This is a genomic window from Neptunicella plasticusilytica (assembly GCF_047922965.1).
GTDB lineage: Bacteria > Pseudomonadota > Gammaproteobacteria > Enterobacterales > Alteromonadaceae > Neptunicella > Neptunicella plasticusilytica.
In genome coordinates this window covers 2408315-2432185 of sequence record NZ_CP150481.1, presented here as the reverse complement: position 1 = coordinate 2432185, position 23871 = coordinate 2408315, and the positions used below count along the sequence as shown (strand labels likewise).

Annotated in this window: 21 protein-coding genes; 8 read left to right on the top strand and 13 right to left on the bottom strand. The window is 46.1% G+C overall.

Translation table 11 applies throughout. The features are described 5' to 3' along the window. Nucleotides 1-4: 4 nt before the first annotated feature. From V1467_RS10835 to V1467_RS10805, 7 genes are all read right to left on the bottom strand, one after another. Complete coding sequence (locus tag V1467_RS10835) at nt 5-955, bottom strand: DUF58 domain-containing protein (RefSeq protein WP_416304994.1); 951 nt, start codon at nt 953-955, stop codon at nt 5-7. Between the two features lie 2 nt (nt 956-957). After that, entirely contained in the window at nt 958-1875 is a 918-nt protein-coding gene (locus tag V1467_RS10830) for an AAA family ATPase (protein WP_416308690.1), read from the bottom strand. A 127-nt stretch (nt 1876-2002) separates the two neighbouring features. Then, complete coding sequence (locus tag V1467_RS10825; RefSeq protein ID WP_416304993.1) at nt 2003-4468, bottom strand: EAL domain-containing protein; 2466 nt, start codon at nt 4466-4468, stop codon at nt 2003-2005. A 56-nt stretch (nt 4469-4524) separates the two neighbouring features. After that, complete coding sequence (locus tag V1467_RS10820) at nt 4525-4986, bottom strand: response regulator (RefSeq protein ID WP_416304992.1); 462 nt, start codon at nt 4984-4986, stop codon at nt 4525-4527. Between the two features lies 1 nt (nt 4987). Next, the gene (locus V1467_RS10815; protein WP_416304991.1) at nt 4988-7504 is read right to left on the bottom strand and encodes a PAS domain S-box protein; all 2517 of its coding nucleotides are present in this window, start codon (nt 7502-7504) and stop codon (nt 4988-4990) included. Nucleotides 7505-7703: 199 nt separating this feature from the next. Further along, nucleotides 7704-8102 (bottom strand): H-NS family nucleoid-associated regulatory protein, encoded by a 399-nt coding sequence (locus tag V1467_RS10810; RefSeq protein ID WP_416304990.1) that lies wholly within the window; start codon nt 8100-8102, stop codon nt 7704-7706. A 111-nt stretch (nt 8103-8213) separates the two neighbouring features. Continuing rightward, nucleotides 8214-9860: an electron transfer flavoprotein-ubiquinone oxidoreductase gene (locus V1467_RS10805; RefSeq protein ID WP_416304989.1), complete on the bottom strand. Its 1647-nt coding sequence runs from the start codon at nt 9858-9860 to the stop codon at nt 8214-8216. Between the two features lie 196 nt (nt 9861-10056). On the opposite strand from V1467_RS10805, the gene V1467_RS10800 reads away from it, so the two are divergent. Next, nucleotides 10057-10809 carry an electron transfer flavoprotein subunit beta/FixA family protein gene (locus tag V1467_RS10800; protein ID WP_416308689.1) on the top strand — a complete coding sequence of 251 codons (753 nt, stop codon included), beginning with the start codon at nt 10057-10059 and terminating at the stop codon, nt 10807-10809. Then, complete coding sequence (locus V1467_RS10795) at nt 10806-11738, top strand: electron transfer flavoprotein subunit alpha/FixB family protein (RefSeq protein WP_416304988.1); 933 nt, start codon at nt 10806-10808, stop codon at nt 11736-11738. The genes V1467_RS10800 and V1467_RS10795 overlap by 4 nt, the downstream gene beginning before the upstream one ends. A 36-nt stretch (nt 11739-11774) precedes the next feature. Here V1467_RS10795 and V1467_RS10790 read toward each other — a convergent pair whose 3' ends face one another. The 6 genes from V1467_RS10790 to V1467_RS10765 all read right to left on the bottom strand — a co-directional run bounded on the left by V1467_RS10790 (nt 11775) and on the right by V1467_RS10765 (nt 17778). Further along, nucleotides 11775-11903 carry a zinc-binding dehydrogenase gene (locus V1467_RS10790; protein WP_416308688.1) on the bottom strand — a complete coding sequence of 43 codons (129 nt, stop codon included), beginning with the start codon at nt 11901-11903 and terminating at the stop codon, nt 11775-11777. A 14-nt stretch (nt 11904-11917) separates the two neighbouring features. Continuing rightward, nucleotides 11918-14635: a trypsin-like peptidase domain-containing protein gene (locus tag V1467_RS10785; RefSeq protein WP_416304987.1), complete on the bottom strand. Its 2718-nt coding sequence runs from the start codon at nt 14633-14635 to the stop codon at nt 11918-11920. Between the two features lie 54 nt (nt 14636-14689). After that, nucleotides 14690-16015, bottom strand: coding sequence for a DEAD/DEAH box helicase (locus V1467_RS10780; protein WP_416304986.1), 1326 nt, complete (start codon nt 16013-16015; stop codon nt 14690-14692). A gap of 155 nt (nt 16016-16170) precedes the next feature. Next, complete coding sequence (gene fldA / locus V1467_RS10775) at nt 16171-16695, bottom strand: flavodoxin FldA (RefSeq protein WP_416304985.1); 525 nt, start codon at nt 16693-16695, stop codon at nt 16171-16173. 40 nt (nt 16696-16735) lie between these two features. Beyond that, nucleotides 16736-16945, bottom strand: coding sequence for a DUF2788 domain-containing protein (locus tag V1467_RS10770; protein WP_416304984.1), 210 nt, complete (start codon nt 16943-16945; stop codon nt 16736-16738). A 68-nt stretch (nt 16946-17013) separates the two neighbouring features. Beyond that, nucleotides 17014-17778, bottom strand: a complete 765-nt coding sequence (locus V1467_RS10765) for an alpha/beta fold hydrolase (protein WP_416304983.1) — start codon at nt 17776-17778, stop codon at nt 17014-17016. A gap of 134 nt (nt 17779-17912) precedes the next feature. Here V1467_RS10765 and pgm point away from each other — a divergent pair, with 134 nt between their 5' ends. The 6 genes from pgm (at nt 17913) to V1467_RS10735 (ending at nt 23868) form a co-directional block, all read left to right on the top strand. Continuing rightward, a complete protein-coding gene (gene pgm, locus V1467_RS10760; protein WP_416304982.1) occupies nt 17913-19556 on the top strand; it encodes a phosphoglucomutase (alpha-D-glucose-1,6-bisphosphate-dependent) in 1644 nt (547 codons plus the stop codon). A 126-nt stretch (nt 19557-19682) separates the two neighbouring features. Then, entirely contained in the window at nt 19683-20996 is a 1314-nt protein-coding gene (locus tag V1467_RS10755; protein ID WP_416304981.1) for a putative bifunctional diguanylate cyclase/phosphodiesterase, read from the top strand. Between the two features lie 97 nt (nt 20997-21093). Then, nucleotides 21094-22128: a succinylglutamate desuccinylase gene (gene astE / locus V1467_RS10750; RefSeq protein ID WP_416304980.1), complete on the top strand. Its 1035-nt coding sequence runs from the start codon at nt 21094-21096 to the stop codon at nt 22126-22128. Nucleotides 22129-22142: 14 nt separating this feature from the next. Then, the gene (locus tag V1467_RS10745) at nt 22143-22550 is read left to right on the top strand and encodes an HIT domain-containing protein (protein ID WP_416304979.1); all 408 of its coding nucleotides are present in this window, start codon (nt 22143-22145) and stop codon (nt 22548-22550) included. Nucleotides 22551-22582: 32 nt separating this feature from the next. Then, entirely contained in the window at nt 22583-22906 is a 324-nt protein-coding gene (locus V1467_RS10740; RefSeq protein WP_416304978.1) for a heavy metal-binding domain-containing protein, read from the top strand. Nucleotides 22907-22971: 65 nt separating this feature from the next. Continuing rightward, nucleotides 22972-23868, top strand: coding sequence for a LysR substrate-binding domain-containing protein (locus tag V1467_RS10735; protein ID WP_416304977.1), 897 nt, complete (start codon nt 22972-22974; stop codon nt 23866-23868). Nucleotides 23869-23871: the final 3 nt, after the last annotated feature.

The following is a 23871-nucleotide window of genomic DNA, read 5'->3' as shown; positions in this document are numbered from 1 at the left end:
TTTATCAGTAACGGGCCAGCGCGGTTAAACAGGCCTGTTGATGGGCGCTGCCAGAATTGGGCTGGATACACACCTCACCCAGTTGTAAGCCGAATGTTTGGCCCTGTCGGGTCAGTTCTATCACCATATAACTCAACTGACCCAGTCGGGTTTCCAGTTCAGCAGAGGGGAGTGAAGCCAGTTTAAGCCATTGTTCTTCGGTACTTTCGCTGCTGAAAAGCTTGGTAAAGGTACCGCGCCCCTGGGCTACCTGTTTCCAGGCGATATGATTAAGTGATTCACCGCTCTGGTAGGGCCGTAAACGATCAAAATCGTTTTGTCCCGGTTGCGGATTGTTACCTGAATATTGCTGATCTTCCTTATCATTTGCATACAGACGCATACTGCAAGGGATGGGAGTAGGGTAGACCACAAATTGGCAATCCATAGCCAGATGTGTCCAGCAACGGAACAGCCCCAACGGGTAGAAACTGCTGATGGTAACTCGGGGGGGACTGATAATACCGCGTTTATCGGTGGCAAAATTGACTTGAACGGGATTGGTCAGGTTATCCATATCAACACAAATTTGCTCAGTCTGATCAATATAACGTAAAAATAGTTTACCGTGGCGCTTCCCCGCGTCCAGCCACAGAGGCATGGGAACTTGTTCGCCGCTAAATACCGGCGTGATCCTGCCAAGCTGTATTTGTAGGCCGGAAAAATTCAGATAACAACCAACCAGATGGATCAGGAATAACGCCAACAGAAAATAACACAGCAATACCATCAAATTATTTTGATAATTGCTACCAAGCACAAACAGCCCCATACACAGCAACAAGTAGGTAAAGCCGAAACGGGAAGGAAAAATAAATACATTGCGCTGCTGCAGGACAAACTCGCGACTGGCAGGAATGCGTCGGTCTAGCCAGCGATTAAAGCGTTGTTGATACCAGTTTTTGATGGCTGTCATGGCTAACTTGCCAGCGGATCAACTGCGCTGAGTAATTTTTCACTTAAATTCTGGCTGTTGCCGATATCCGATTGCGAGCTGCGCAGTCTATGCTCTGCCACCGACGGAAAAATAGCCTGAATATCTTCCGGAATGACAAAGCTTCGCCCTTCAACAAACGCCCAACTTTTGGCGCAGCGCATGACAGCTTTTGATGCCCTGGGAGATAACGGATTAGGAAATAATTCTGATTCCCGACTCAGGGTAACCAGACGCAGAATATAGTCGACAATAGCGTTGGAAACTTTGATATCGATAACCCGCTGTTGGGCTTCAATCAGTTGTTGCTGAGTCAAGAAGGCCGGTAAAGAAGATCCTATGCCGTTTTGCTGCTCCAGTAACATGGCTTTTTCCGATTCTCTGTTGGGGTAGCCCAGCTGGATCCGCATTAAAAAGCGATCAAGCTGAGATTCCGGCAAAGGGTAGGTACCAGCCTGATGCAGCGGATTTTGAGTGGCGATGACAAAGAAGGGGCGTGGCAGCGTATAGGTTGAACCGTCAATACTGACCTGATGTTCTTCCATTGCCTCGAGTAACGCACTCTGGGTTTTGGGGCTGGCCCGGTTAATTTCATCAGTTAGCACCACATTGTTAAATATCGGGCCGGGATGGAAGCTGAATTGCTGTTTTTGCGCATCGAAAATACTGACGCCGAGGACATCTGCCGGCAGCAGATCGGAAGTGAACTGAACACGGGAAAAATTCAGACCCAGCACATTCGCCAATCCGTGTGACAGCGTGGTCTTACCCATGCCGGGTAAATCTTCTATTAGTAAATGTCCGCCTGCCAGTAGACAGGAAATGGCGAGTTTAACCTGAAATTGTTTACCTATAATCAGTGCATCAATAGCCTGGATGGAGTGTTGTATCGCCTGTTGTATTGCCAATATTCGTTCTCGGGAAAGGGTTTACCAATGGCCTAAGAGTAGACCGTAACGCCTTGCAGGGTAAAGGCGAAATGGATATGTTGCGCCAACCACAGGTATATATTTGGCATTTTGTGAAATTTTAAGTCTGGTATTTGATGCCATTGTTTAGCAAGGTTAACAATTCCTGTTCCGGTAGCGGCTTGCTAAAGTAATAGCCCTGAATAATATGGCAACCGTTGTTTTGTAAAAAACCTAATTGTTCGACGGTTTCCACTCCTTCAGCGATCGTTTCCAGTCCTATTTTATCGGCCAAATAAATACTGGCTTCAACAATTGCCGCATCGTTGGAAATTTCATCCAGATCACGGATAAAGGTTTGGTCTATTTTTAGCACATCGACCGGGAATTTTTTAAGGTAGGACATTGATGAGTAACCGGTACCAAAGTCATCTATAGCAATTCTGACCCCCATTTTTTTTAACGCAACCAGCAGCTCGGTGGTGCTATCCGGATCCTGCATTACGATATTTTCAGTAATTTCCAGTTCCAGCATATTCTTTGGCATTTGCAACTGATCAAGAGCGTTTTGTACCCGGCGCAAAAATTTACTTTCGCCAAATTGTACCGATGACACATTCACCGATATTCTCATATCCTTGTAACCGAGTTCCCTGAACCGGCGATGCAGCAGACAAGCCTGCTGAATAACCCATTCACCCACGGGAATAATCAGTCTTGACGTTTCTAGCCATTCAATAAAGTCTGCCGGTGATACCAGCCCACGCTGAGGATGTTGCCAGCGGATCAGGGCTTCAACGCCGATAATCTTGTTTTTTTCAATATCAACTTGAGGCTGGTAGTGGAGGGTAAACTCGTTATTGTCCAGTGCGCGTTGCAAGTCTGCTTCGAGCTTAAGAATTTCGTGACTGCGGGCATTCATTTGTGCTTCGTAGAACCGGTATTGGCCGGCCCCGGACGCTTTAGCTTGATGCATCGCGGTGTCGGCATTGCGCAATAAATCGTCTATCTTGTTGCCGTCATTCGGATAAACAGCGATACCCGTGCTAAAGGTGATATAGAATTCGTGATGACCAATTCGCATGGGTTGTTTAAATGTTTGCTGAATTTTTTTGAGTATTTTTAAGGCATCTTCAGCCTGATTGAGCTCACTGGCCAGAAGGGTAAACTCATCACCGCCCTGACGTGCCACAATATCATTGGGCCACAAGCAATGAGTCAGCTTATTGGCTATTTGTTGCAGTAAATCATCGCCCTCCGCGTGTCCCAGGCTGTCATTGACGCGTTTGAAATTATCCAGACCCAGTGAAAAAATAGCGGTGCATTTGTTAAGACTGTCGGATTTATTAAACACCTTCGGTGCCTGATTTAGCAATAGAATACGATTGGGCAAGCCGGTAAGCGCATCATGGGTATTGTGATACTGTATTTCTTCTTCAAAATGTTTACGCTCGGAAATATCGCGGGCAATCATGGAAAGATATTGAACTTGTCCCGCTTTATCCCGATGGGCCAGCATGACTATGGATACCGGTGTATTGGCTCGTCTACTGTTTATCATCATGGTTTCGCCTGTCCAGGCGCCATATTTATTTACCACTGAAATCGTCTTGGCAATCAACGATTGCGCTATTTGTCGCGGAAATAGATCGGTAATATGCTTGTCTTTCAGTTCCTCTTGCAACGCGATGCCAACCAGTTCCCTTCCTGAACTGTTCAGATAGGTCAGGGTGCCTTTGGGCGACATCATAGTGACAAAATCTGGCGACGCTTCCAGAATGGTTGCCAACTGATTACGTGCCTCTTCAGCTTTCAGACGCTGGGTAATATCTCTGCCGGTGGCAATGTAATGGGTGATCACACCCTCATCATTTTTTAACGGCGTAATAATCCGTTCCTGATAAAAATGCTCGCCGTGTTTACGGGGGTGCAATACGGTACCTATGTACACTTCCCCTTGTTCCACGGTGTTCCATATCTGTTGCTGGAATTGCAGTTGTTGGCTATCGGTGAAAAGCACAGTATCGGGCTGGCCCAGTAATTCTTGTTGTCCATAACCGGTTTGCTGCTCAAAGGCGGCATTGACATATTCTATTTTTTTTTCGGCATCAATGATCATCACGCTGTCTGCGGTTTGTTCCACCGCCATCGACAGTTGTTTTACCAGTTGTCGGGTTTGGCGTTGAGTACGCTTGAACTCGACATCACGCAGCTCTCGTTCAATGGCGGGCAATAAACGTAGAAGTTGCCCTTTGATAATAAAGTCCTGGGCCCCGGATCGGATCGCTTCTACAGCATGATCTTCGCCCATCGAGCCGGACACAAAAATAAATGGAATATCCTGATCCTGCTGGCGGACTATTTCAAGCGCTTGTAAGCCACCAAAACCTGGCATGGTAAAATCGGATAAAACAAGTTGCCAGGGCTGTTGCAATGCATTTTTCAGATCGTTTTCACAACTCACTCGTTGCCAGTCGATTGGGTAACCGTTGTCTTGCAGATAATCGGCAAGAATAAGCGCATCATCGGGCATATCCTCGATAATCAGAACTTTTAAGTTTTTATTGGTGACGCTCTGATTGTGCATAATGCATTACTCCTTTAATGGCACTGTAGTTCAGGGATTTAACCGCGAATTCAAGATCAGTGAATCCTGTCTGTAACCGGTAAATTAATAGTTAACCAATATAGACCGATTTGTTTAATGGCATCGATATAATGCTGATACTCAATCGGCTTGCATACATAGCTGTTTGCCCCATAAGTAAAAGAATTAATCCGATCCTTTTCCTCTCTGGATGATGTTAGCATCACAACCGGAATAAGACAGGTACGTTTATCTGCCCGAATATTTTGTAACACCTTGATGCCGCTAAGGTAAGGTAGGCTAAGATCAAGTAGTATTAAACAGGGTAACGTTGTCGAGTTGGTCCGAGCAGAATCGGCCTGGTTATTGTCACTTTTACTAATGATATGTTCCACGATATTGACACCGTGGCGTACAACCTGAACCTGATGTTGTATCGCCAATTCTGACAACGCTTCAAGGGTTAAAAGTTCATCGTCGGCATTGTCTTCAATTAACAGTATTTTCCTGGGTGCCATACTAAATTGCCTGTTCCAGGGTAAAATAAAAAACGCTTCCATGTCCTACCTCACTTTGTGCCCAAATTTTCCCGCCGTGTTTGTGCACAATACGTTGAACTGTGGCTAAACCAATTCCGGTACCGGAAAATTCTTCAGTGGTGTGTAACCGCTGAAATGCGGTAAACAACTTGTCAATATAGTCCATATCAAATCCTGCCCCATTATCTTTGACAAAATAAACCGAGTTGTCCTCATCATCCTTCAATTGGCCGAATTCAATTCTGGCATGTGACTTTTTGGCCGAAAACTTCCAGGCATTACCGAGTAAATTGTTGAGCACAATACGGATTAGGTGAGGATCTGTCAGGGCTTTAATATCGGCCTCAATCACCAGTTCCGGTATATTGCGCATCTGATTTTGCAGCTCATTACACACCTCAGTTGCAATCCGCGACAGATCTACCTGTTGCTTGTTCAATTGAGTACGGGCAACCTTGGCCAGCTCCAGTAACGCATCAATAAGTTCTCCCATGCGTTGCGCCGCTGAGCGGATACGTTTGAGCCTATCAATGCCCTTATCATCCAGTTTGTGCTGATATTGATTTAGCAAAGTTTGACTAAATCCGTCCATCGCCCGCAAGGGGGCGCGCAAATCATGAGAGACAGAATAGCTGAAGGCTTCCAGTTCTTTATTGGCGGCCTCAAGTTGCAGCGCGTGTTGTTTTAGATGACGGTTAAGTTCCTTTATACGCTTGTCTTTTTCGCTACGAATGCTGATGTCTTCCAGAATACCTTCATAATATAAGTGGCCGTCTTCGTCCTGTTTAACCACAGCATTAATATTGGCGGTAAAGGGCTTTCCTTCCATGGTCAGCATAGGGTATTCGGTGGTGTTGATATATCGATTTTGCCGCATACTCTGTTGCAAATTTTGCCAAGCAAGTGGTTGGGCAAAAAATGATGATAGGCAATGTTGCAGCAACGCTGCACTGTTATCGACTTTTAGTATATTTGCCAGACTGGGATTGGCCTCGGTAAATCTTCCCGTCGCATCGGCGTGACAGCGAAAAACGCCAATCGGCAAATTATCGACCAGATCGTGATAGCGTTTTTCGGCCGAAAGCCGGGCTATCTCTATTTGTTTACGCTTCGATACATCCCGCACAATACTGATCACCAGTGTTTCATCTTCGCTTTCAATCGGACTCAGGCTAATTTCGACCGGGATTTCCTGACCGTTTTTGTGCAACGCGAATAATTCCAGGCCGGAACCCATTTGGCGCACTACAGGTTTGGATAAATATTGATTTCTATGCTGACTATGATGTTGACGAAAACGCTGTGGTAACAAGTTGTCAATTGACTGCCCCAGTAATTCTTGTTTTGAATATCCCAGGCACGCGAAAGTGTGGTTGTTGGTTAACACAATGTCGCCATGACTATTTACAATAATGATGGCGTCGGGAGCCGAGTCTAACAGGCTTCTGAATTTGGATTCACTGCGACGCAGTGCCAGGTTGGCGCGCTGCCTGGTGAGATTTCTATTCGCCCATATGATGCCGACCAAACTGAGTAAAACAGTAAATAATATAAAAATGATGATATTGGCTTTAATTTTATCTTCGAGCAGAGCGTGAATGGTGTGATCGGGTAGGGTGGAGACTACAAACCAGGTTTGCGCATTGGTACCTAAAGGTGAGTTGCTTCCGTCAATTCTGGTATAGGTATAAGTGCTTGATTGATGCTCCAGTTGATCGGCAATTTTACCGTTAAGCATTGTCTGCCATAAAGCGGATTGCTGTTTGGCCAAATTATGCTCTTTTCTGTCTGCCAGGATAAACCCCCATTCCTGTTCAATGCTAGGCCCCAGTATCCAGAAGCCTTCGTTGTTCAACAACCACAGGGCTGAGTTATGACTGCCGGTGATGCGCCGTAACTTATCCAACAACTCCTGGCCCAGATAATTAAGTATTAACATGCCTGCTTTTTTACCTGCCTGATCCATGATCGGACTGGCGATCCGGATAATAGGCACTATAGGTTGTTCAACCTTATAATTTTCTATATTAAGCGTAAAATCAGACACATATATGTCATTTTCCTGCATTGTCAGCGTTTGTTGTACATAGTTACGTTTTGACTTGTCTTGTAACTGTGCGGCAGAAACAATAACGGGCTCGCCGTTGTTCCAGTTTATTCTGATAATTTCCATTCCCCGATTATCAATAAAACGGATTTGATGATAATGGGCTCTATGCCTGGAAAATATTTGCCAGTCATGTTGCAGTTTTTGTCGGGTTTCAGCGGAAGGATGCTGAATAAATTCTCTGAGGTTTGATTGTGCTGCCAAAAAGCGCAGATCACTACGAAGCGTTTTAAGTTCAAGGTCGATAGTTTGTTGCGCCAATTCAATATTGAACTGTTCTTCATGCTGGACAATATTTTTTATTGCCTTGACTTCATTACGATAAAGCAGGCTGATAACCAGAGTTAATAGCAATAACGACGGAACCATAATGTACGAAAAGTTGCGCACAAATCCTTTTGGATAATTCCCTGGTCCATTCCACATAAATCGCAAAACCCATGGCACATGAAGTTGTTATACGGATGCAAAATAGTATAGAAGGTTATTGATTAATATAAAGAAATTTGTTGCCGCAGAGTGGAATATATTCTGCGGCTTAGGCCGGGGTTTGATATAGTGACGTATTGGCCAGAATGATAAAACAAATTTAAATCTTGAAACTATCCAGTTTTTTACCTTGTTTCATGGCATCAGCAAAGACTAATGGCATACGTCCAATTCCTGTCCAATTGGTGACGTTGCCGTCTTTATCTTTAATGCTGTACTTTATCGGGCGTTTTTTGCCGGTTTTTTTTGCCGGTTTGCTGTCTGCAAATTGTTCAAAATCGGCTAGATCAAGTCCTGCATCTTCTATCTGCTGGCGAAGTTGTTCAATTTTGGCTTTTTTAGCTTGCGCTTGTATTTTCGCCTCCGCCTCCTTTTTCTCGCGGTTTTCAATGATCCTGGCTAATTTACTTGCCACATCATGTAATTCTTCGATGCTTAGTTCTTTAACTGCTCCTTGCAATTTTCTTCCATGGGTTAAAACGCTGATAAAATCACTCATTAACTATTCCTATGAAATTAAATTATTAATACCAATTGTCTGGCTGAAAATTATAATTATTTGTACTTTTTTGCAATAAAAAACGGGATTAAATCCCGTTTTATTTTTAAATTACATATTCGGATAGTTGGGACCACCGCCGCCTTCCGGAGTGACCCAATTAATATTTTGAGTCGGGTCTTTAATATCGCAGGTTTTGCAGTGAATGCAGTTTTGCGCGTTAATTTGTAATTGTTTGTCACCCGATTCACTGTCAACAATTTCATATACGCCAGCAGGGCAATAGCGCTGTGCCGGTTCGTCATAGTTTGCCAGGTTAATCTCAACAGGCACAGAAGGATCGAGCAATTGCAGGTGACAAGGTTGTTGTTCTTCGTGATTGGTGTTGGATATAAACACCGACGATAATTTGTCAAAACTCAGTATCCCGTCCGCTTTCGGATAATTAATTTCTGGCGCGTCAGTGGCGAGTTGTAATTGCAAATGGTCCTCTGTTTGGTCTTTTAAATGGGCCGGGAATTTGCCATTAAACCAATTTTGTTCCAGCGTATTAAAGGCACCACCCCAAAAATTACCAAATTTATGCATGGCCGGCCCAAAATTACGTGAACGAAAGAGTTCGTCATATAACCAGGACTGTTCGAATTTATCCTGATGCTGAATTAAATCCTGCTGAACAAGGTTGTTATTAATGGCGTCAAATACCGTTTCTGCCGCCAACATACCTGATTTCATCGCGGTATGATTACCTTTGATTTTGGCAAAGTTTAATGTGCCGGCATCACAGCCGATTAATAGTCCACCCGGCATGGTCATTTTGGGTAACGAATTTAACCCGCCTTTGGCAATGGCCCTGGCACCGTAACTGACTCGTTTACCGCCCGTCAGGTATTGGGCAAACAACGGATGATGTTTCAACCTCTGAAATTCGTCAAAAGGGCTCAGGTGCGGATTGGAGTAATTCAAATCAACAATCAAACCGACCAGAACCTGGTTATTGTCGGCGTGGTATAAATAACTGCCGCCGCTGGCCTCGGTTAATGGCCAGCCACCAGTATGGATGACTAGACCCGGCTGGTGTTTGTCAGGTTCGACATTCCAAATTTCCTTAAAGCCGATAGCATAGTGTTGCGGAGAGACACCTTTATCCAGCTCGAATTTTTTAATCAGTTGCTTGCCAAGATGTCCCCGACAGCCTTCAGCAAACAGCGTGTATTTGGCGCGCAGCTCCATGCCTGGCATATAACCGCTTTTGGGATTGCCTTGTGCGTCTAATCCCATATCGCCGGTGATAATGCCGCCGACACTGTCGTCCTGATTATATAATACCTGCGCTGCGGCAAATCCCGGAAAGATTTCCACACCCAGTTGCTCTGCTTGCTCAGCCAGCCAACGGCACAGATTGCCCATACTGACGATATAGTTGCCGTCATTGTGCATCGATTTGGGTGTTGCAAAAGAGGGTAATTTGGTTGATTTGTGCTGATCTTTAAGCAGATAAATTTGATCTTCGCTGACTTTAACCGGTAAAGGCGCGCCAGTTGATTGCCAGTCTGGCAGCAGTTCATCCAGTGCCCGGGTTTCGAATACAGCACCAGACAGGATATGCGCGCCTACTTCGGAGCCTTTTTCCACCACACAAACTGTCAATTCCTGCTGTTGTGACTTAGCAAGCTGCATTAATTTAATGGCACTACTCAGTCCGGCAGGGCCGGCTCCGACTATCACTACATCAAATTCCATTGACTCTCTTTCCATCAGGGACTCCTAATCGTTATCTGCATCTAGAATAGATAAATTGTAAAGATAACTTTTAAATTCAGGTTAATAATTGGATGAGGCTAAGGGTAGTGTTGGTTGACGTTTACGTCAACAGGAAGTACATTGCAACGCAACGGTTCAAACAAACTTACTCTGGATAGCAGAGTTGACAGCCATACTTATTGGGGAATATATGAAAATTCTGGTGCCGATTAAGCGCGTAATAGATTACAACGTTAAAGTCCGGGTTAAAGCTGATCATTCAGGTGTCGATTTAACCAATACCAAGATGGCGATGAACCCGTTTTGCGAAATTGCGGTGGAAGAAGCAATCAGGTTAAAAGAAAAGGGACTGGCCGAGGAAGTTATTGTTGTATCGATAGGGGATAAAAGTTGCCAGGAACAAATTCGGACTGCGCTGGCGTTGGGTGCAGACCGGGGGATTCATGTTGAAACAGAACAAATGCCGGGTTCCTTGCAGGTGGCCAAAATACTGCAAAAAATCGTCGAGCAGGAACAGCCCAAACTGATTATTCTGGGTAAACAGTCGATTGATTCGGATAACAACCAAACTGGACAGATGCTGGCAGCGCTAACCGGCATGCCACAAGGTACATTCGCGTCTAAAGTGAATCTGGAAGCAGAGTCTGTTTCGGTAACGCGGGAAATTGACGGCGGTTTGCAAACAGTCAAGCTAAGTCTGCCTGCTGTGGTAACCACTGATTTGCGCTTGAACGAACCTCGTTACGCCACCTTGCCTAATATTATGAAAGCCAAACGCAAACCGCTGGATGTGATTGTTGCGACAGGTTTGGGACTCAACCTCAAGTCAAATATCACCACTTTAAAGGTGGAGCCGCCCGCGCAAAGAGCAGGGGGAGTAAAAGTGGCCGATGTTGCCGAGCTGGTCAGTAAATTGAAAAATGAAGCCAAGGTGATCTCATGAGCGTATTGGTAATAGCAGAACACGATAATCAACAACTTAAACCAGACACCTTAAAATTGGTTCATGCTGCGGCTGGATTGGCTGAGGAATGTCATGTATTGGTAGCCGGGGCGAATTGCGCCACGGTGGCAGCACAGGCTGCTGCGATTTTGGGAATTAATAAAGTCTGGTTAGCCGATCATGCTGAATACCAACACCAGATGCCAGAAAATATGGCTGAACTGGTGGTTGAGCTAGTGGGTTCTCAATATACGCATGTACTGGCGGCTGCGACCACCACCGGCAAGAACCTGTTGCCCAGAGTGGCGGCATTGTTAGATGTCGAACAGATTTCTGATGTGATCCGGATTGAGTCAAAGGATACCTTTGTGCGGCCCATTTACGCCGGGAATGCGATTGCGACGATACAGAGCGGCGACAATATTAAGGTAATAACTGTGCGCACTGCGGCATTTGATGCCGCTGAAACAGGCACCGATGTGGTTGCTGTTGAGTCAATTGAAGTGGTTAAAGCTAACGCATCAAGTGAATTTGTCAGCTCTGAACTCACTCAGTCCGAACGTCCGGAATTAACCACTGCACGGGTGGTGATCTCCGGTGGACGGGGAATGCAAAACGGCGAGAACTTTAAATTACTGGAAGGTATCGCCGATAAGTTGGGGGCTGCGATTGGCGCGTCACGAGCCGCAGTGGATGCCGGATTTGTGCCCAACGATATGCAAGTGGGTCAAACAGGTAAAATTGTAGCGCCGGATCTCTATATTGCGGTAGGAATTTCCGGTGCTATCCAGCATTTAGCCGGAATGAAGGATGCTAAAGTGATCGTGGCGATTAACAAAGATGAAGACGCACCGATTTTTCAGGTTGCTGATTACGGTCTGGTGGGTGACTTATTTGATATCCTGCCGCAACTGGAAGCAAGCCTTTAAGGCTTGCTTTACTTTTATCGATAACATAAAGGCTGTTTATCTGCTTTCTATAGCGATGACCACATTGCCTGTTTTCTGGCCCTGTTCGACATAGTCAAAAGCGGCGCGAATATCTTCGAGTGGATAAATCTTGTCGATGACGGCTTTGAACTTATCTTGTTGAATTATTCGACAGCCGGTTAGTCCAGATTAACTCTTTGCCAGCCATCTTCACCCAGATTCCAGTGCTTGATTGGCCAGTAATAGGGGTCTTCGCGTAAACGGAACTCGGCGATCCGGAAATTATTATTTAATTCAACGATTTGCACCCGTGTATAATCACCGGACTGTTTGTTAATGGTGAGTTTTTTAATGTCACCAATAGTCTGCACTTTCTGTCCGTCGATGGCATAAATACAACTGCCGTTGGTGATGCCGGAGCTGTGGATCGGACCGCCAAAATAAAACACGCTGATACGCAAGCAACCTTCAGCCGGGCCGTCGGGCAGGTAGACCTTGTCATTCATTTTATGGATGATGGCTCCCCCCCAGAAAATAACATCATGGAAGGTATTGAAGTCTTTGAATCGGGCACTGGCCTTAATCGACTGGGGTTTACCGTTGCGCAGAATATCCATATCAAACAGCGGCTGTTTGACCTGCTGGTATAACTGGTTGATGGCCGAGACGGGCTGGTTATTCACTTTTAGCACAATATCACCCGGCATTAATGCGTTGTCGCCCAGCGACTCGACACTGTATACACTCAGTACCCGATCGGTATTGGTGACATCAATGCCTTCCATACCCAACTCAAGCGCTTCGGCATAGCTGATGTAATTAAAATCACTCTCCAGCATATACATCCCGTCTTTATCCTGCTTGACGGTGTTGACGAAATCCAGCACCAGCCGGGCAGGAATTATGTCGTTCATCGATGATTTATCGTAAATATAGTTGGTGTTGACAGCGGAAATCTGGTTTTTGTTATTCAGGTAAAGCCCGTATACATCGGGTAGCGGGGCAAACTCGAAGCTGTCATGAAAGCTCTCGTTTCCTATTACTATTGGCCACAGTGCCGAGGCATTGACCTTAAAGTCCAGCATCGACGATTTGCCGATAAATTGATAGCGCTCGCTGGTATCGGGCTGAATCGATTGCAGTTTAGGCAAAATCGAGGGGCTGAATTTTACGCCGGACAAATCGGTCTGGATCATGGCCAGATTAAGATAAGGATGGATAGCAAGTACTTTGCCCGAGTTGCTGACCCCATTATTGAAGGTAATATTGATGACCGCAAGTGAGCTGTCGATCACTGATTTATCGGTCAGTACCAGTCCAGCATCTTTATCAATAATTGCGCCTTGACCACGCCGGTTAACATCATTCTGACTATTGACAAGTACTGGCCGGAATACGCTGATATCGACAATTGGCGAGGTGACAACCTTATTGGAGCTGAAGTTATGCTTGCCGTTGGCGGTATTTTTCTTGATCAGTGGCTTGCACTGCCAATGACGTTGGCCGGCGATATTTTTACAGCGGCTGTTATCAAACCAGTCGGTGTAATCGGTTAGCTGCTTATACTGCTGCTGGGCAATATCAAAAGGATAACGATAACGCACACTAAATCGTGCACCGATGCCGATTTCGCTTAATTCTTTTTCCAAATCATCCAGGGTGTTAATTGGCTGGTTGTTGATTTCTTCAATTAGCGCGAAGCGCTTGATATTTTGACTACCGAATAACGGACCGGCATCCACCAGGGTTAATCCGTGAATCGGGATATTGAATAGCCGCGCGAGGTTAATCCCGACCGGAATAATATTGGCTTTACCATATTCAATATACTCATCCGGCGTCAGCGCAAATAAATCATCCACGACCAGTGTTTTAACCAGTTCTTTGCCGTTGCGGTAATATAACAAATCAATTTTGTTACCCACCTGCTGGTTGAACAAGGATTCCAGTTCAAAAAAATTGTTAATCGGCTGGTTGTTGATACTGAGCAGAATATCGCCCGGCTCAAAAACACCGTCGCCGGGGCCCTTGGGTAATACATGACTGACCACCAGTTTGCCGGTAGCGCCGGGCGAGTGTTTTAGTTCCTGGACAATTTTATCTTCGGCCAGACCTAGTGTTCTTAACCGGTTAAAGGGAGTGTGGGTGAATTCGGTTTGCAAGGTACCGCGCTTGACTGCTTGGTGATGCCGCAGTTTTTCCACTGTTGGCATCACCATCTCCATGGGCAGGAAAAAAGCGGTATCGGCATCACGCCGGGCTCCAGCGTTGATCGCAATGGCTTCGTTGTCGCTGTTTAATATCGGTGATCCGGACGAACCACCACTGCTGCCCAGTGCCGCCTGAAAATAAAAGGTATTAAAATCGGTATTAGTGTTGCGGTAATCCGGAGCAGGTCGGTCAATGCGTGACAGCACACCTTCTATGATGGACAGATCTTCGCCCCCATCATTGCCATACAAGCGAATAGGGGTGCCGACACTGGCTTTATTACTCAGCGGAATCGCCGAAATTTTTAATCCGTCCAGCTGCTTGGGATCATATTTGAATAAGCCGAAGTCATGTACCGGGTCACGGTATATGGGGATCAGTTCAATCTGTTTCTTATTGGAAAATTCTGCATAGGCAACAACCGGACCGGTCTCGACAATATGTTTATTGGTCAGGATCAGTCCCTGTTCGCTATCAATAACAAATCCGGTTCCCTGGCTCGCGTTATTGTAACTGTCATCCCAGGCGCGCACCTGATTGACATGTATATTGACTACCGCATCAATAACTTTAGTGTCTCGCTGTTGGGCGTTGGTTAATGGACAAACTAACAACATCAGGACGAAGGGGATAACGCGAATGATAAAACGTGGCTTGAATGACAGCATACCAGTTGAGGCTTCCATAATATTAACAGTTAACATCCATAGGACTGGGTGAAATCGAAAAGATTCATATCTTTAGTCTTCATCTCTATCGATTAGTTTGGTCTTCTTTCTTAGCATTGGCGCATCTCCGACATCAACTCCCTGAGCGGATTTTATCCGTTTAACCGGTTTATTTTTGGAACGCGGGGCTTTAACCGGGGCGTTTTTGCCCGGTTTATGTTTGGGATTCAGGCTTTTAGCCGGTGCCAAACCCTTGAATTTGGCCGCTAATCCGTCCACTTGGCTAAACTCAATGTGTTGCTGCAAAAAGGTCTTGATTGCCATAAAACTGCGCCAGTCTTTAGGACCAACCAAAGACATTGCCGTGCCTTTATTACCGGCTCTTCCTGTTCTGCCGATACGATGTACGTATTCGTCTGCCAGCTTGGGCAGATCAAAGTTAATCACCAGTGACACATGCAGTAAATCCAGTCCTCTGGAGGCCACATCGGTGGTGACCAGAATTTGATGATGGCCACGACTGAATTCATTCATAATGTTGCTGCGTTGTGACTGACTGAGTTCACCGCTCAGACCAACACTTTTATGTCCCCATTCCTGCAATAGTTTGGCCAACCGTTCGCTATCTACGCGAGTTGCGGTAAACAGGATAACTTGCTGGAAAGGTGTTTGCGCCAACAAGGCTTTTAACAGCTGCTCTTTGTGCTCGATATGATCGGACAGGTAGAAGCGTTGCTCAATGTCCTGGTGCGGGGCATTGGCTTCACCAATACTGATCCGTTGTGGTGCCTTGAGCAGGGTTTTGGTCAGGTAATGAAGCTCGGTATTATCCATAGTGGCTGAAAACATTAACGACTGACGTTTACGATGGTCAGCCATACGATTAATGGCTTTGAGTTCTTCTGCAAAGCCCAGATCCAGCATGCGATCAGCTTCGTCCATAATCAACAGTTCCAGACCATTGAGAAACAATGAACGATCCTTGACATGATCGGCAATACGTCCGGCGGTACCCACCACAAACTGGGGATGACGGCGCAAGGTCTTGACCTGATCGTTGAAATTTTCACCACCCAGAATTAACGCGGCTTTTAGCGGCAACCCTTCAATCATCGCGCGCAGTTGTAAAAACACCTGCTTGGCCAGTTCCCGGGTCGGGGCCAGGACCAGCACGCGGGGATCGCGTTGGCTTAATGCTTTAGTTTTTAATACCCGTTGCAAGGCCGGGATCAGAAAAGCCAAGGTTTTACCCGAACCTGTTTTGGATGAGGCAATCAGATCTTTGCCGATTAAAGCGTGGGGGATGGCCAGACTTTGTATTTCAGTTGCATCGGCAAAGCCTTTACGGTTGAGAAAGTTAAGGATCCGATGGTCTAGTGGCAGGTCACTGAATTGCAAATGAGGGTTCCAGATTAAAAATTTGCTCGAGTATATCAAACCATGCGGTTAAATAAGCAGACAATTTATCAGCAAATAAGGATGAGTCGCTATAAGGGAGGAGAATGAGGTGGCATCCCGTGCAGGATGCCTTAACCAGACTATGTCTGTCGGGCTCAACCCAGTTCGGCCAGACACATTTCTTCGTGGATTTGCTTACACCACTGTTTTACCCGTGATTCGGTCAGTTCCGGTTGACGGTCTTCGTCAATCCCCAAACCGACAAAATGGTTGTCATCCGCCATACCTTTGGAGGCTTCAAACTCGTAGCTATCGGTAGGCCAATGGCCCATCACAATGGCACCACGGGCTTCGACGATATCGCGCACCATGCCCATCGCGTCAAGGAAATACTCAGCATAATCTTCCTGATCACCACAGCCGAAAATGGCTACCAGTTTATCGGTGAAATCAATTTCTTCCAGTTCAGGGAAAAAATCGTCCCAGTCGCACTGGGCTTCACCGTAGTACCAGGTCGGAATACCGAACATCAGCAGATCAAATTCGGCGATCTGCTCTTTGCTACTCTTGGCGATATCCCGCACCTCGATCAGGTTTTTACCCAGTTCTTTCTGGATCATCTTGGCAACATGCTCTGTGTTACCTGTATCACTACCAAAAAATAGCCCAACACTCGCCATATGTTCTTAAACCTTCTGAATCTAATAATCTATAAATGACCTAACTTGCCAACACAAACTGAATAATGCCTTTCACCACGAAACCTGCGGCACCCAATAATAATACGCCATAGGTAATGTAGCGTCCCAGTTTGGGTACATCATTTTTCTTGAGTACGTCGTGAATAGCCAACCCCATTAAAATAAACAAAATCAGCAGACTCACGTCCAGCGCGACGGCCTCAATCTGTTCATAGTATTCACTTAACACGCTATGTACCCGCAACTGCAAGGAGGAAAACGGCGCGGACTATAGCATAGACACCCAATTGTTGCACTTTATGGATGAATAAAATTTAGCAAAATACGGTTAAATTGCTGAGGTTTTTCAGCGTGTAACCAATGTCCGCAGCCTTGCATTAATTGCGCTTTGGCATTGGGAAATAAGCGCTGGATCGATTCACGATGTTCGGCCTGGATATAGTCAGACTCTGTTCCTTTGATAAACAGTGTCGGTTGCTCAAAAGTCTGGCTGGAATCGATTCCGGCGGAGATTAATGCATAATCCCGTTGTAACAAGGGTAAGTTAAAACGCCATTGCCAGCCTTGCTCTGTTTGCTGCAGACTTTTCAGCAAAAACTGCCTGACTCCGGCTTCGCTGATATGTTTGGCTAACGCGTTATCCGCGTCGTTGCGATTACTTATCGTCGCCAAATCGACATTGTTGAGTCCGGCAAAAATGGCGGTGTGGTGGGCAGGATAGGCGACCGGAGCAATATCGGCGACAACCAGTTTTGTTACCCGCTGGGGATGATTTAGTGCCAGTTGCATGGCGACTTTTCCGCCCATGGAATGGCCGACAAGATGACAGCGATCTATCCCAAGATGATCCAGCAGTTGCAACACTGCGTTGGCGTATTCTGCGTAACTGAACTGTTCGGAAAAATACGACTGGCCATGATCAGGCAAATCTACTGCGATGACGCGCAGACTTGATTCAATCCCACGGGTGACCATACCCAGATTGTCCAGACTACCCAGTAAACCATGCAGCAGGACAATCGCTTCGCCTGCGCCTTTTTCTTGAAAATTCAATAATTTCAATTATTTGCCCTTAAAATAAGGTAGGCGACTTGACTTAATAAATTCGTCATTGCCCACTGTACCCTACAAACACAATGTGATATTGATATGGGCAATAAGCCTGTTTTACAAGTTAATGGAGTTAAGAGGACAACATGAGTATCCATCCCCTTGCCGGAAAGGTTGCACCTGTCGAGCAACTGGTCAACGTTCCGCAGTTAGTCAGCCGTTATTTTACCCTAACGCCCGACAGTGATAATCCCTCTCAACAAGTGACGTTTGGCACCTCCGGACATCGCGGCAGTTCGTTTTCTGGCAGTTTTAATGACACACATATCGCGGCTATTTGCCAGGCGCTGGCGGAATATCGGCAGCAGCAGGATATCACTGGTCCGTTGTTTATCGGTATCGACACTCATGCACTATCGGAAGCAGCTTTTTCTACTGCTGTTCAGGTGTTGGTGGCCAATAAAGTTAAGGTGGTGATCCAGCAAAATGGCGAGTACACGCCGACACCGGTGATTTCGCACCGTATTTTATCTTACAACCGTCAGCATGAAGACAAGGCTGATGGCATCGTAATCACGCCCTCACATAATCCACCGGAAGATGGCGGATTCAAGTATAACGCTATTCACGGTGGTCCGGCAGAAGGGGAGATCACCTCTATTATACAACAGCGGGCCAACGCGCTTATTACCGCGGGTATGGTATCGGTAAAACGTATTGCATATACACAGGCAATGGAACAGGTCGAGCAGCAGGACTTTGCGCAAGACTATATCAACGAGCTGGATCAGGTGATTGATATGCAGGCCATTGCCAAAGCAGGACTGCGACTGGCAACTGATCCGCTGGGCGGCGCAGGTCTGGGTTACTGGGATAAAATTGCCTCGCGCTATGGCATCAATATCGAGGTGGTGAATCGACGGATTGATCCGACTTTTGCTTTTATGTGTCTGGATAAAGACGGCAAAATTCGCATGGATTGTTCCTCACCTTATGCGATGGCCGGTTTAATCGAAATGAAAGACGGCTATGACTTGGCCTTTGGCAATGATCCGGATTTTGATCGGCACGGTATTGTCGACCCTCATGTCGGCTTGATGAATCCTAACCATTATCTGGCTGTAGCGATTGATTATTTGTATCGCCATCGTAGTGACTGGAGTGCCAGCTTAAAAGTGGGCAAAACCCTGGTGTCCAGCAGCATGATTGATAGAGTTGTCAAGGGGCTGGAGCGGCCACTGGCTGAAATGCCGGTGGGTTTTAAATGGTTTGTCGACGGGATGTTAAACAGTGCTATTGGATTTGCTGGCGAAGAAAGTGCCGGCGGGATCTTTTTACGTCGTGATGGCAGTACCTGGGCAACTGATAAAGACGGTATTATTTTATGTTTACTGGCAGCCGAAATACTGGCAGTTACCGGCAAAACACCGGGCCAGTATTATCAACAGCTGGTCGAAAAGTACGCTCGCCCCAGCTATGCGCGCATCGATGTTGCGACCACACTGGAACAAAAACAGGCGTTGGCAAAATTGCAGGTTAGTGATATCCAGGCCAGTCAGCTGGCCGGTGAAGATATTCAGCAAGTGTTGACTCATGCGCCGGGTAATAACGCCAGTATCGGCGGAGTTAAAGTCTGTGCCGAAAATGGCTGGTTTGCGGCCAGACCGTCGGGTACCGAAAATGTATATAAAATTTATGCAGAGAGCTTTTTGGGCGATGAGCATCTGAAACGGCTGCTAGCCGAAGCAAAAGATCTGGTTAGTGACGTTTTTCGTCGTGCCGACGTCTAGACAACGAGCGCAAGGCGAGATGAATCAACGGATGTGTATGGATTTACATACATATTTAGGGCTTTTATTCCGTGCCAGAACAGGTAAAATCCGCGTTCTAATTGAGATGAGGTTACGTAGTACTCAATGAATCTGGTTTATCAATCTTTAGCAACTATCCCCAATCGTTATGCTTTTCTTGATTGCATCGAACAATCGGTTTTTAGCACGCCCGATTTATCCTTGTTGCTCATTGATGTAGTGCGATTTTCCGATGTCAGTTCCAGTCTGGGCTATAAAGCGGGTGACTATATCCTGTCTGAAATTGCCCAGCGCGTTCAGTTGCTACTCAGTGATATGAGTTTGATGGGGCGGGTTAGCGGCGATATTTTTGGTGTAGTGATCCCCGGCAGGCATAGCAAACAGCAATTGCAGGATTATTATAATCATATGGTTGAACACTTTAAGACCCCCATCAGCTTTGATGATCATTCATTTATCGCTGATTTTAATGTGGGTGCGGCAATCAACTCATCGCAAAATCGCAATACTCATGAGTTATTTTCCCGCGCTGAAGCCGCGTTGAAGCAGGCCAAGCAGAATAAGTATGAAAACTTTTATGCGGTGCAAATACAGGACAGGGTCGATTCTAGCCGGCAACTCACGCTAAAAGCGGATTTGAAAAGAGCGTTTGAACAAGATGAGCTGGAACTGTATTTTCAACCCAAAGTGGATATTAACAGTCTCGAAATTGTCGGTGCCGAATGTTTGTTGCGCTGGCATCATCCGCTGGATGGAGTGATCTTCCCGGGGCCGCTGCTGGAAGCTGCCGAATCCTATAACATGATGAATGAAATGGGCTACTGGGTGCTTGAAAATGCGGTAAAGAGTCTGATGCATTTTAAAACGGCCGGAGTCAAAATGAAGTTGTCGGTAAATATGTCACCGACCCAGTTGTACGACAGTAAATTTGTCGCCAATATGCAAAAACTGCTGCAAACCTATGGCGCCAGCGCCGATGAACTGGAGCTGGAACTCACTGAAGATATTGCCTTGTCCAACTCGTTAATGGTTCATAAACAATTGAGCCAGTTAAGGCAGATGGGCTTCCTGATTGCTATCGACGACTTTGGTAAAGGCTATTCCAATCTGGCCTATATGCGCGATATGGAAATCGATACGATAAAAATAGACAAGACTTTTATTATGCAGCTGGATGAAAATCCGGTGAATCGGGCCATCGTCAGAGCCACCCAGGTGATTGCAGAGTCACTGGGGTGTGAAGTGGTTGCCGAAGGGATTGAGTCGCTGGCGCACTTGCATCTGTTAAGGGACATGGGAATAAAAACCGGACAAGGATTCCTGTTTGCCAGAGCGGTACCCTTACGTGAATTTATTGAGTTAAGTCAAAGCGAGATTATTGTTGGAGACTCGCTAGCCTACCAAAGCCGTATTGCCTGAATACCTGCCGGGAAATAAAAGATCAACACGCCCTAGACACATAAAAGCGAAATTCGGTTACACTAAGCACACAACTGATAATCCGATAAATGCCTCTATGCCCGTTTTTGAACTGACCAAACATGGTCAATTTTTACAGCTATCCCGTCAAAACCCTGAATTATTTGCCTCCCGTCGACACTTTACTTTATCCGATCACACCCAAGTGACGTTGTATGGTGCCGGCATGATTGGTTTTGAGCCAGAGCAAGACTCAGATAAAAGTATTGTGTTATCCAGTGGTATCCACGGCAACGAAACGGCACCGATCGAGATATGTGATGCCATGGTGCAGGATATCCTGACGGGCAAATTGCAGGTGAGCCAGCGGGTATTGTTTCTGTTTGGTAATTTAGCGGCAATGGATATTGCCGAGCGTTTTATCGAAGAAAATATGAACCGTCTGTTCAGTGGTGCTCATTCAGCGCCTCCGGGGTTATGTAATGATGAACGCAAAAGAGCGTTAGAACTGGAAAATGTGGTGGCCGAATTTTTCGGTCAACGACAGGACCGGCGCTATCACTATGATTTACATACCGCAATTCGTGGTTCCAAAAATGACAAATTCGCGGTTTATCCTTTCCTGCATGGTCGTCCCTGGAAAATTAGCCAGTTGCAATTTTTAGCGGCCTGCGGGGTGACAACCTTTTTGCTGTCAGAATCGCCTACCACGACTTTCAGTTATTTTTCTTCCCGACAGTTTGGGGCAGATGCCTTTACCGTCGAGCTGGGCAAGGTCATGCCTTTTGGGCACAACGATATGTCGCGGTTTGCGGCGACGGATAAAACATTAAGACGTTTCATTAGTCACGGACAGATAGATTTGGGGGACTTTGATCCGGCGCAAATGGATATTTTTAAAATTCACCAGGTTATCAATAAAACCCGTGACGATTTTAAATTGAATTTTGCCGATGATGCGCTTAATTTCACTGACTTTCCGCCTGGTTATGTGTTGGCGGAAGAAAATGGCACCAAGTATCAGGCTGAATATCCCGGTGAAGCAATAGTGTTTCCCAACGCAAAAGTGGCGCTGGGTCAGCGAGCACTGCTCACTGTGATTCCGACTGAAATAGGCCAGGGTTGGGAATAAAAAGGAGAATTGTGATGTTTACACTGGCACCGCAGTTGGCGCAGGACACGTTTGAAGTGATGGATCTTGACCTGTGTAAATTATTGCTAATGAATGACTGTCAATATCCCTGGCTGATTTTGGTGCCAATGCGTAATGATATCCGCGAAATCATTCAACTTGATCAGCAAGACCAATTGCAATTGTGGCAAGAATCGGCGTTGATCAGTCGTGGATTGCAACAGTTATTTAAACCTGACAAACTCAATATTGCCGCACTGGGTAATATGGTTCCCCAGTTGCATTTGCACCATATTGCTCGTTTTGAACAGGATATTGCCTGGCCGAAACCGGTCTGGGGACAAGTGGCACCTTGCGCTTATCAACCTGCACAACGAGACGAGCGACTGGCATTAATACGGCAATTTATCCATCAGGGATAACTGGCCAACACTACCTATTTGAGGGATTAAATATGATTATCACTACCACACCGGAAATTCAGGGTAAGCAAATTAGCCAATATATGGGCGTTGTTGTAGGCGAGGCGGTGATGGGCGCCAATATGTTTCGCGACATTTTCGCCTCTATCAGTGATATCGTCGGCGGGCGCTCCGGCGCTTATGAAAATGTCTTTACCCGCGCACGTAAAATTGCTTTTCAGGAGCTGGAAAATGAGGCGCGCAGTATCGGAGCTAACGCAGTGGTAGGTGTGGATATTGACTACGAAGTAGTCGGCAAGCACGGTAGTATGTTGATGGTCAGTATTAATGGCACCGCAGTAAGAATAGATGACTAACATCGATTCAGCCGCGTTATTGGAGCAAACAGTTTTTTATCGCCTAAGCGACGATTGCGTTATCTATGGCTAGAAAGCTTCCTCCTTTACATTTGCTGCATATATTCGAGGCTGCCGGGCGCAAGCTCAGTTTCAAACTTGCAGGGGAGGAGTTGCATTTAACCCCTTCTGCCATTAGTCACCAAGTTAAAGCCTTGGAAGAGCATCTGCAACTACCGTTGTTTCAGCGTTTGACCCGGGGGGTTAGCTTAACGGCTGCGGGTGCCATGTATCTGGCTGTGGTGCAGGATATGTTTCAGCAACTGGACAAAGGGACATCCAGGCTTAAGCAGCGTTTTTCCACCCAGTCGTTGCGGATTTCAACTTTCCCCAGTCTGGCCAGCAACATTATTATTCCTAAGCTTAGCGAGTTTCAGACTGCGTTTCCTGATATTGAACTGCGTATTGAAACCGGTATGAACCTGGTTGATTTGCGCTATGAAGAACTGGATCTGGCGATCCGGGTTGGCAGCGGAAATTGGCCGGGTGTGATAAGCGAAAAACTATTTGATATCCAGGTGACTCCGGTATGTTCCGCCGCATTTGCTGATAAATACCAACTGAGCCGGGTTGAGCAGATCTGTACTGTTCCGCTGTTGCATATTTCCTATATCCAGGATGGCTGGCCTAACTGGGGAAAAAGTGTTGGCGTGTATGGTGTTGAATCTAGTTCAAGCCTGACACTAGGATCTTATGATGCCGCCATTCATGCGGCGCAACAGGGACTGGGGCTGGCATTGGCTATTTTGCCAATCGAAATGGGACCCATCGAACAGGGAGTGTTATTACGGCCCTTCGCCGAGCAAAGCGCTTTTCCCATGTCCTGTTATGCAGTGTATCGCCAGTATGATAACGAAAGGCCTGATATCCAGGCATTTATCAATTGGTTTAAGCTGCAGGTAACGATGTATACAGGTGAATAATAT

Coding starts and splice junctions, on each gene's coding strand:
- V1467_RS10835 (WP_416304994.1), bottom strand. CDS start 955: ATGACAGCCATCAAAAACTGGTATCAACAACGCTTTAATCGCTGGCTA.
- V1467_RS10825 (WP_416304993.1), bottom strand. CDS start 4,468: ATGCACAATCAGAGCGTCACCAATAAAAACTTAAAAGTTCTGATTATC.
- V1467_RS10820 (WP_416304992.1), bottom strand. CDS start 4,986: ATGGCACCCAGGAAAATACTGTTAATTGAAGACAATGCCGACGATGAA.
- V1467_RS10810 (WP_416304990.1), bottom strand. CDS start 8,102: ATGAGTGATTTTATCAGCGTTTTAACCCATGGAAGAAAATTGCAAGGA.
- V1467_RS10805 (WP_416304989.1), bottom strand. CDS start 9,860: ATGGAAAGAGAGTCAATGGAATTTGATGTAGTGATAGTCGGAGCCGGC.
- V1467_RS10800 (WP_416308689.1), top strand. CDS start 10,057: ATGAAAATTCTGGTGCCGATTAAGCGCGTAATAGATTACAACGTTAAA.
- V1467_RS10795 (WP_416304988.1), top strand. CDS start 10,806: ATGAGCGTATTGGTAATAGCAGAACACGATAATCAACAACTTAAACCA.
- V1467_RS10785 (WP_416304987.1), bottom strand. CDS start 14,635: ATGGAAGCCTCAACTGGTATGCTGTCATTCAAGCCACGTTTTATCATT.
- fldA (WP_416304985.1), bottom strand. CDS start 16,695: ATGGCGAGTGTTGGGCTATTTTTTGGTAGTGATACAGGTAACACAGAG.
- pgm (WP_416304982.1), top strand. CDS start 17,913: ATGAGTATCCATCCCCTTGCCGGAAAGGTTGCACCTGTCGAGCAACTG.
- V1467_RS10755 (WP_416304981.1), top strand. CDS start 19,683: ATGAATCTGGTTTATCAATCTTTAGCAACTATCCCCAATCGTTATGCT.
- astE (WP_416304980.1), top strand. CDS start 21,094: ATGCCCGTTTTTGAACTGACCAAACATGGTCAATTTTTACAGCTATCC.
- V1467_RS10745 (WP_416304979.1), top strand. CDS start 22,143: ATGTTTACACTGGCACCGCAGTTGGCGCAGGACACGTTTGAAGTGATG.
- V1467_RS10740 (WP_416304978.1), top strand. CDS start 22,583: ATGATTATCACTACCACACCGGAAATTCAGGGTAAGCAAATTAGCCAA.
- V1467_RS10735 (WP_416304977.1), top strand. CDS start 22,972: ATGGCTAGAAAGCTTCCTCCTTTACATTTGCTGCATATATTCGAGGCT.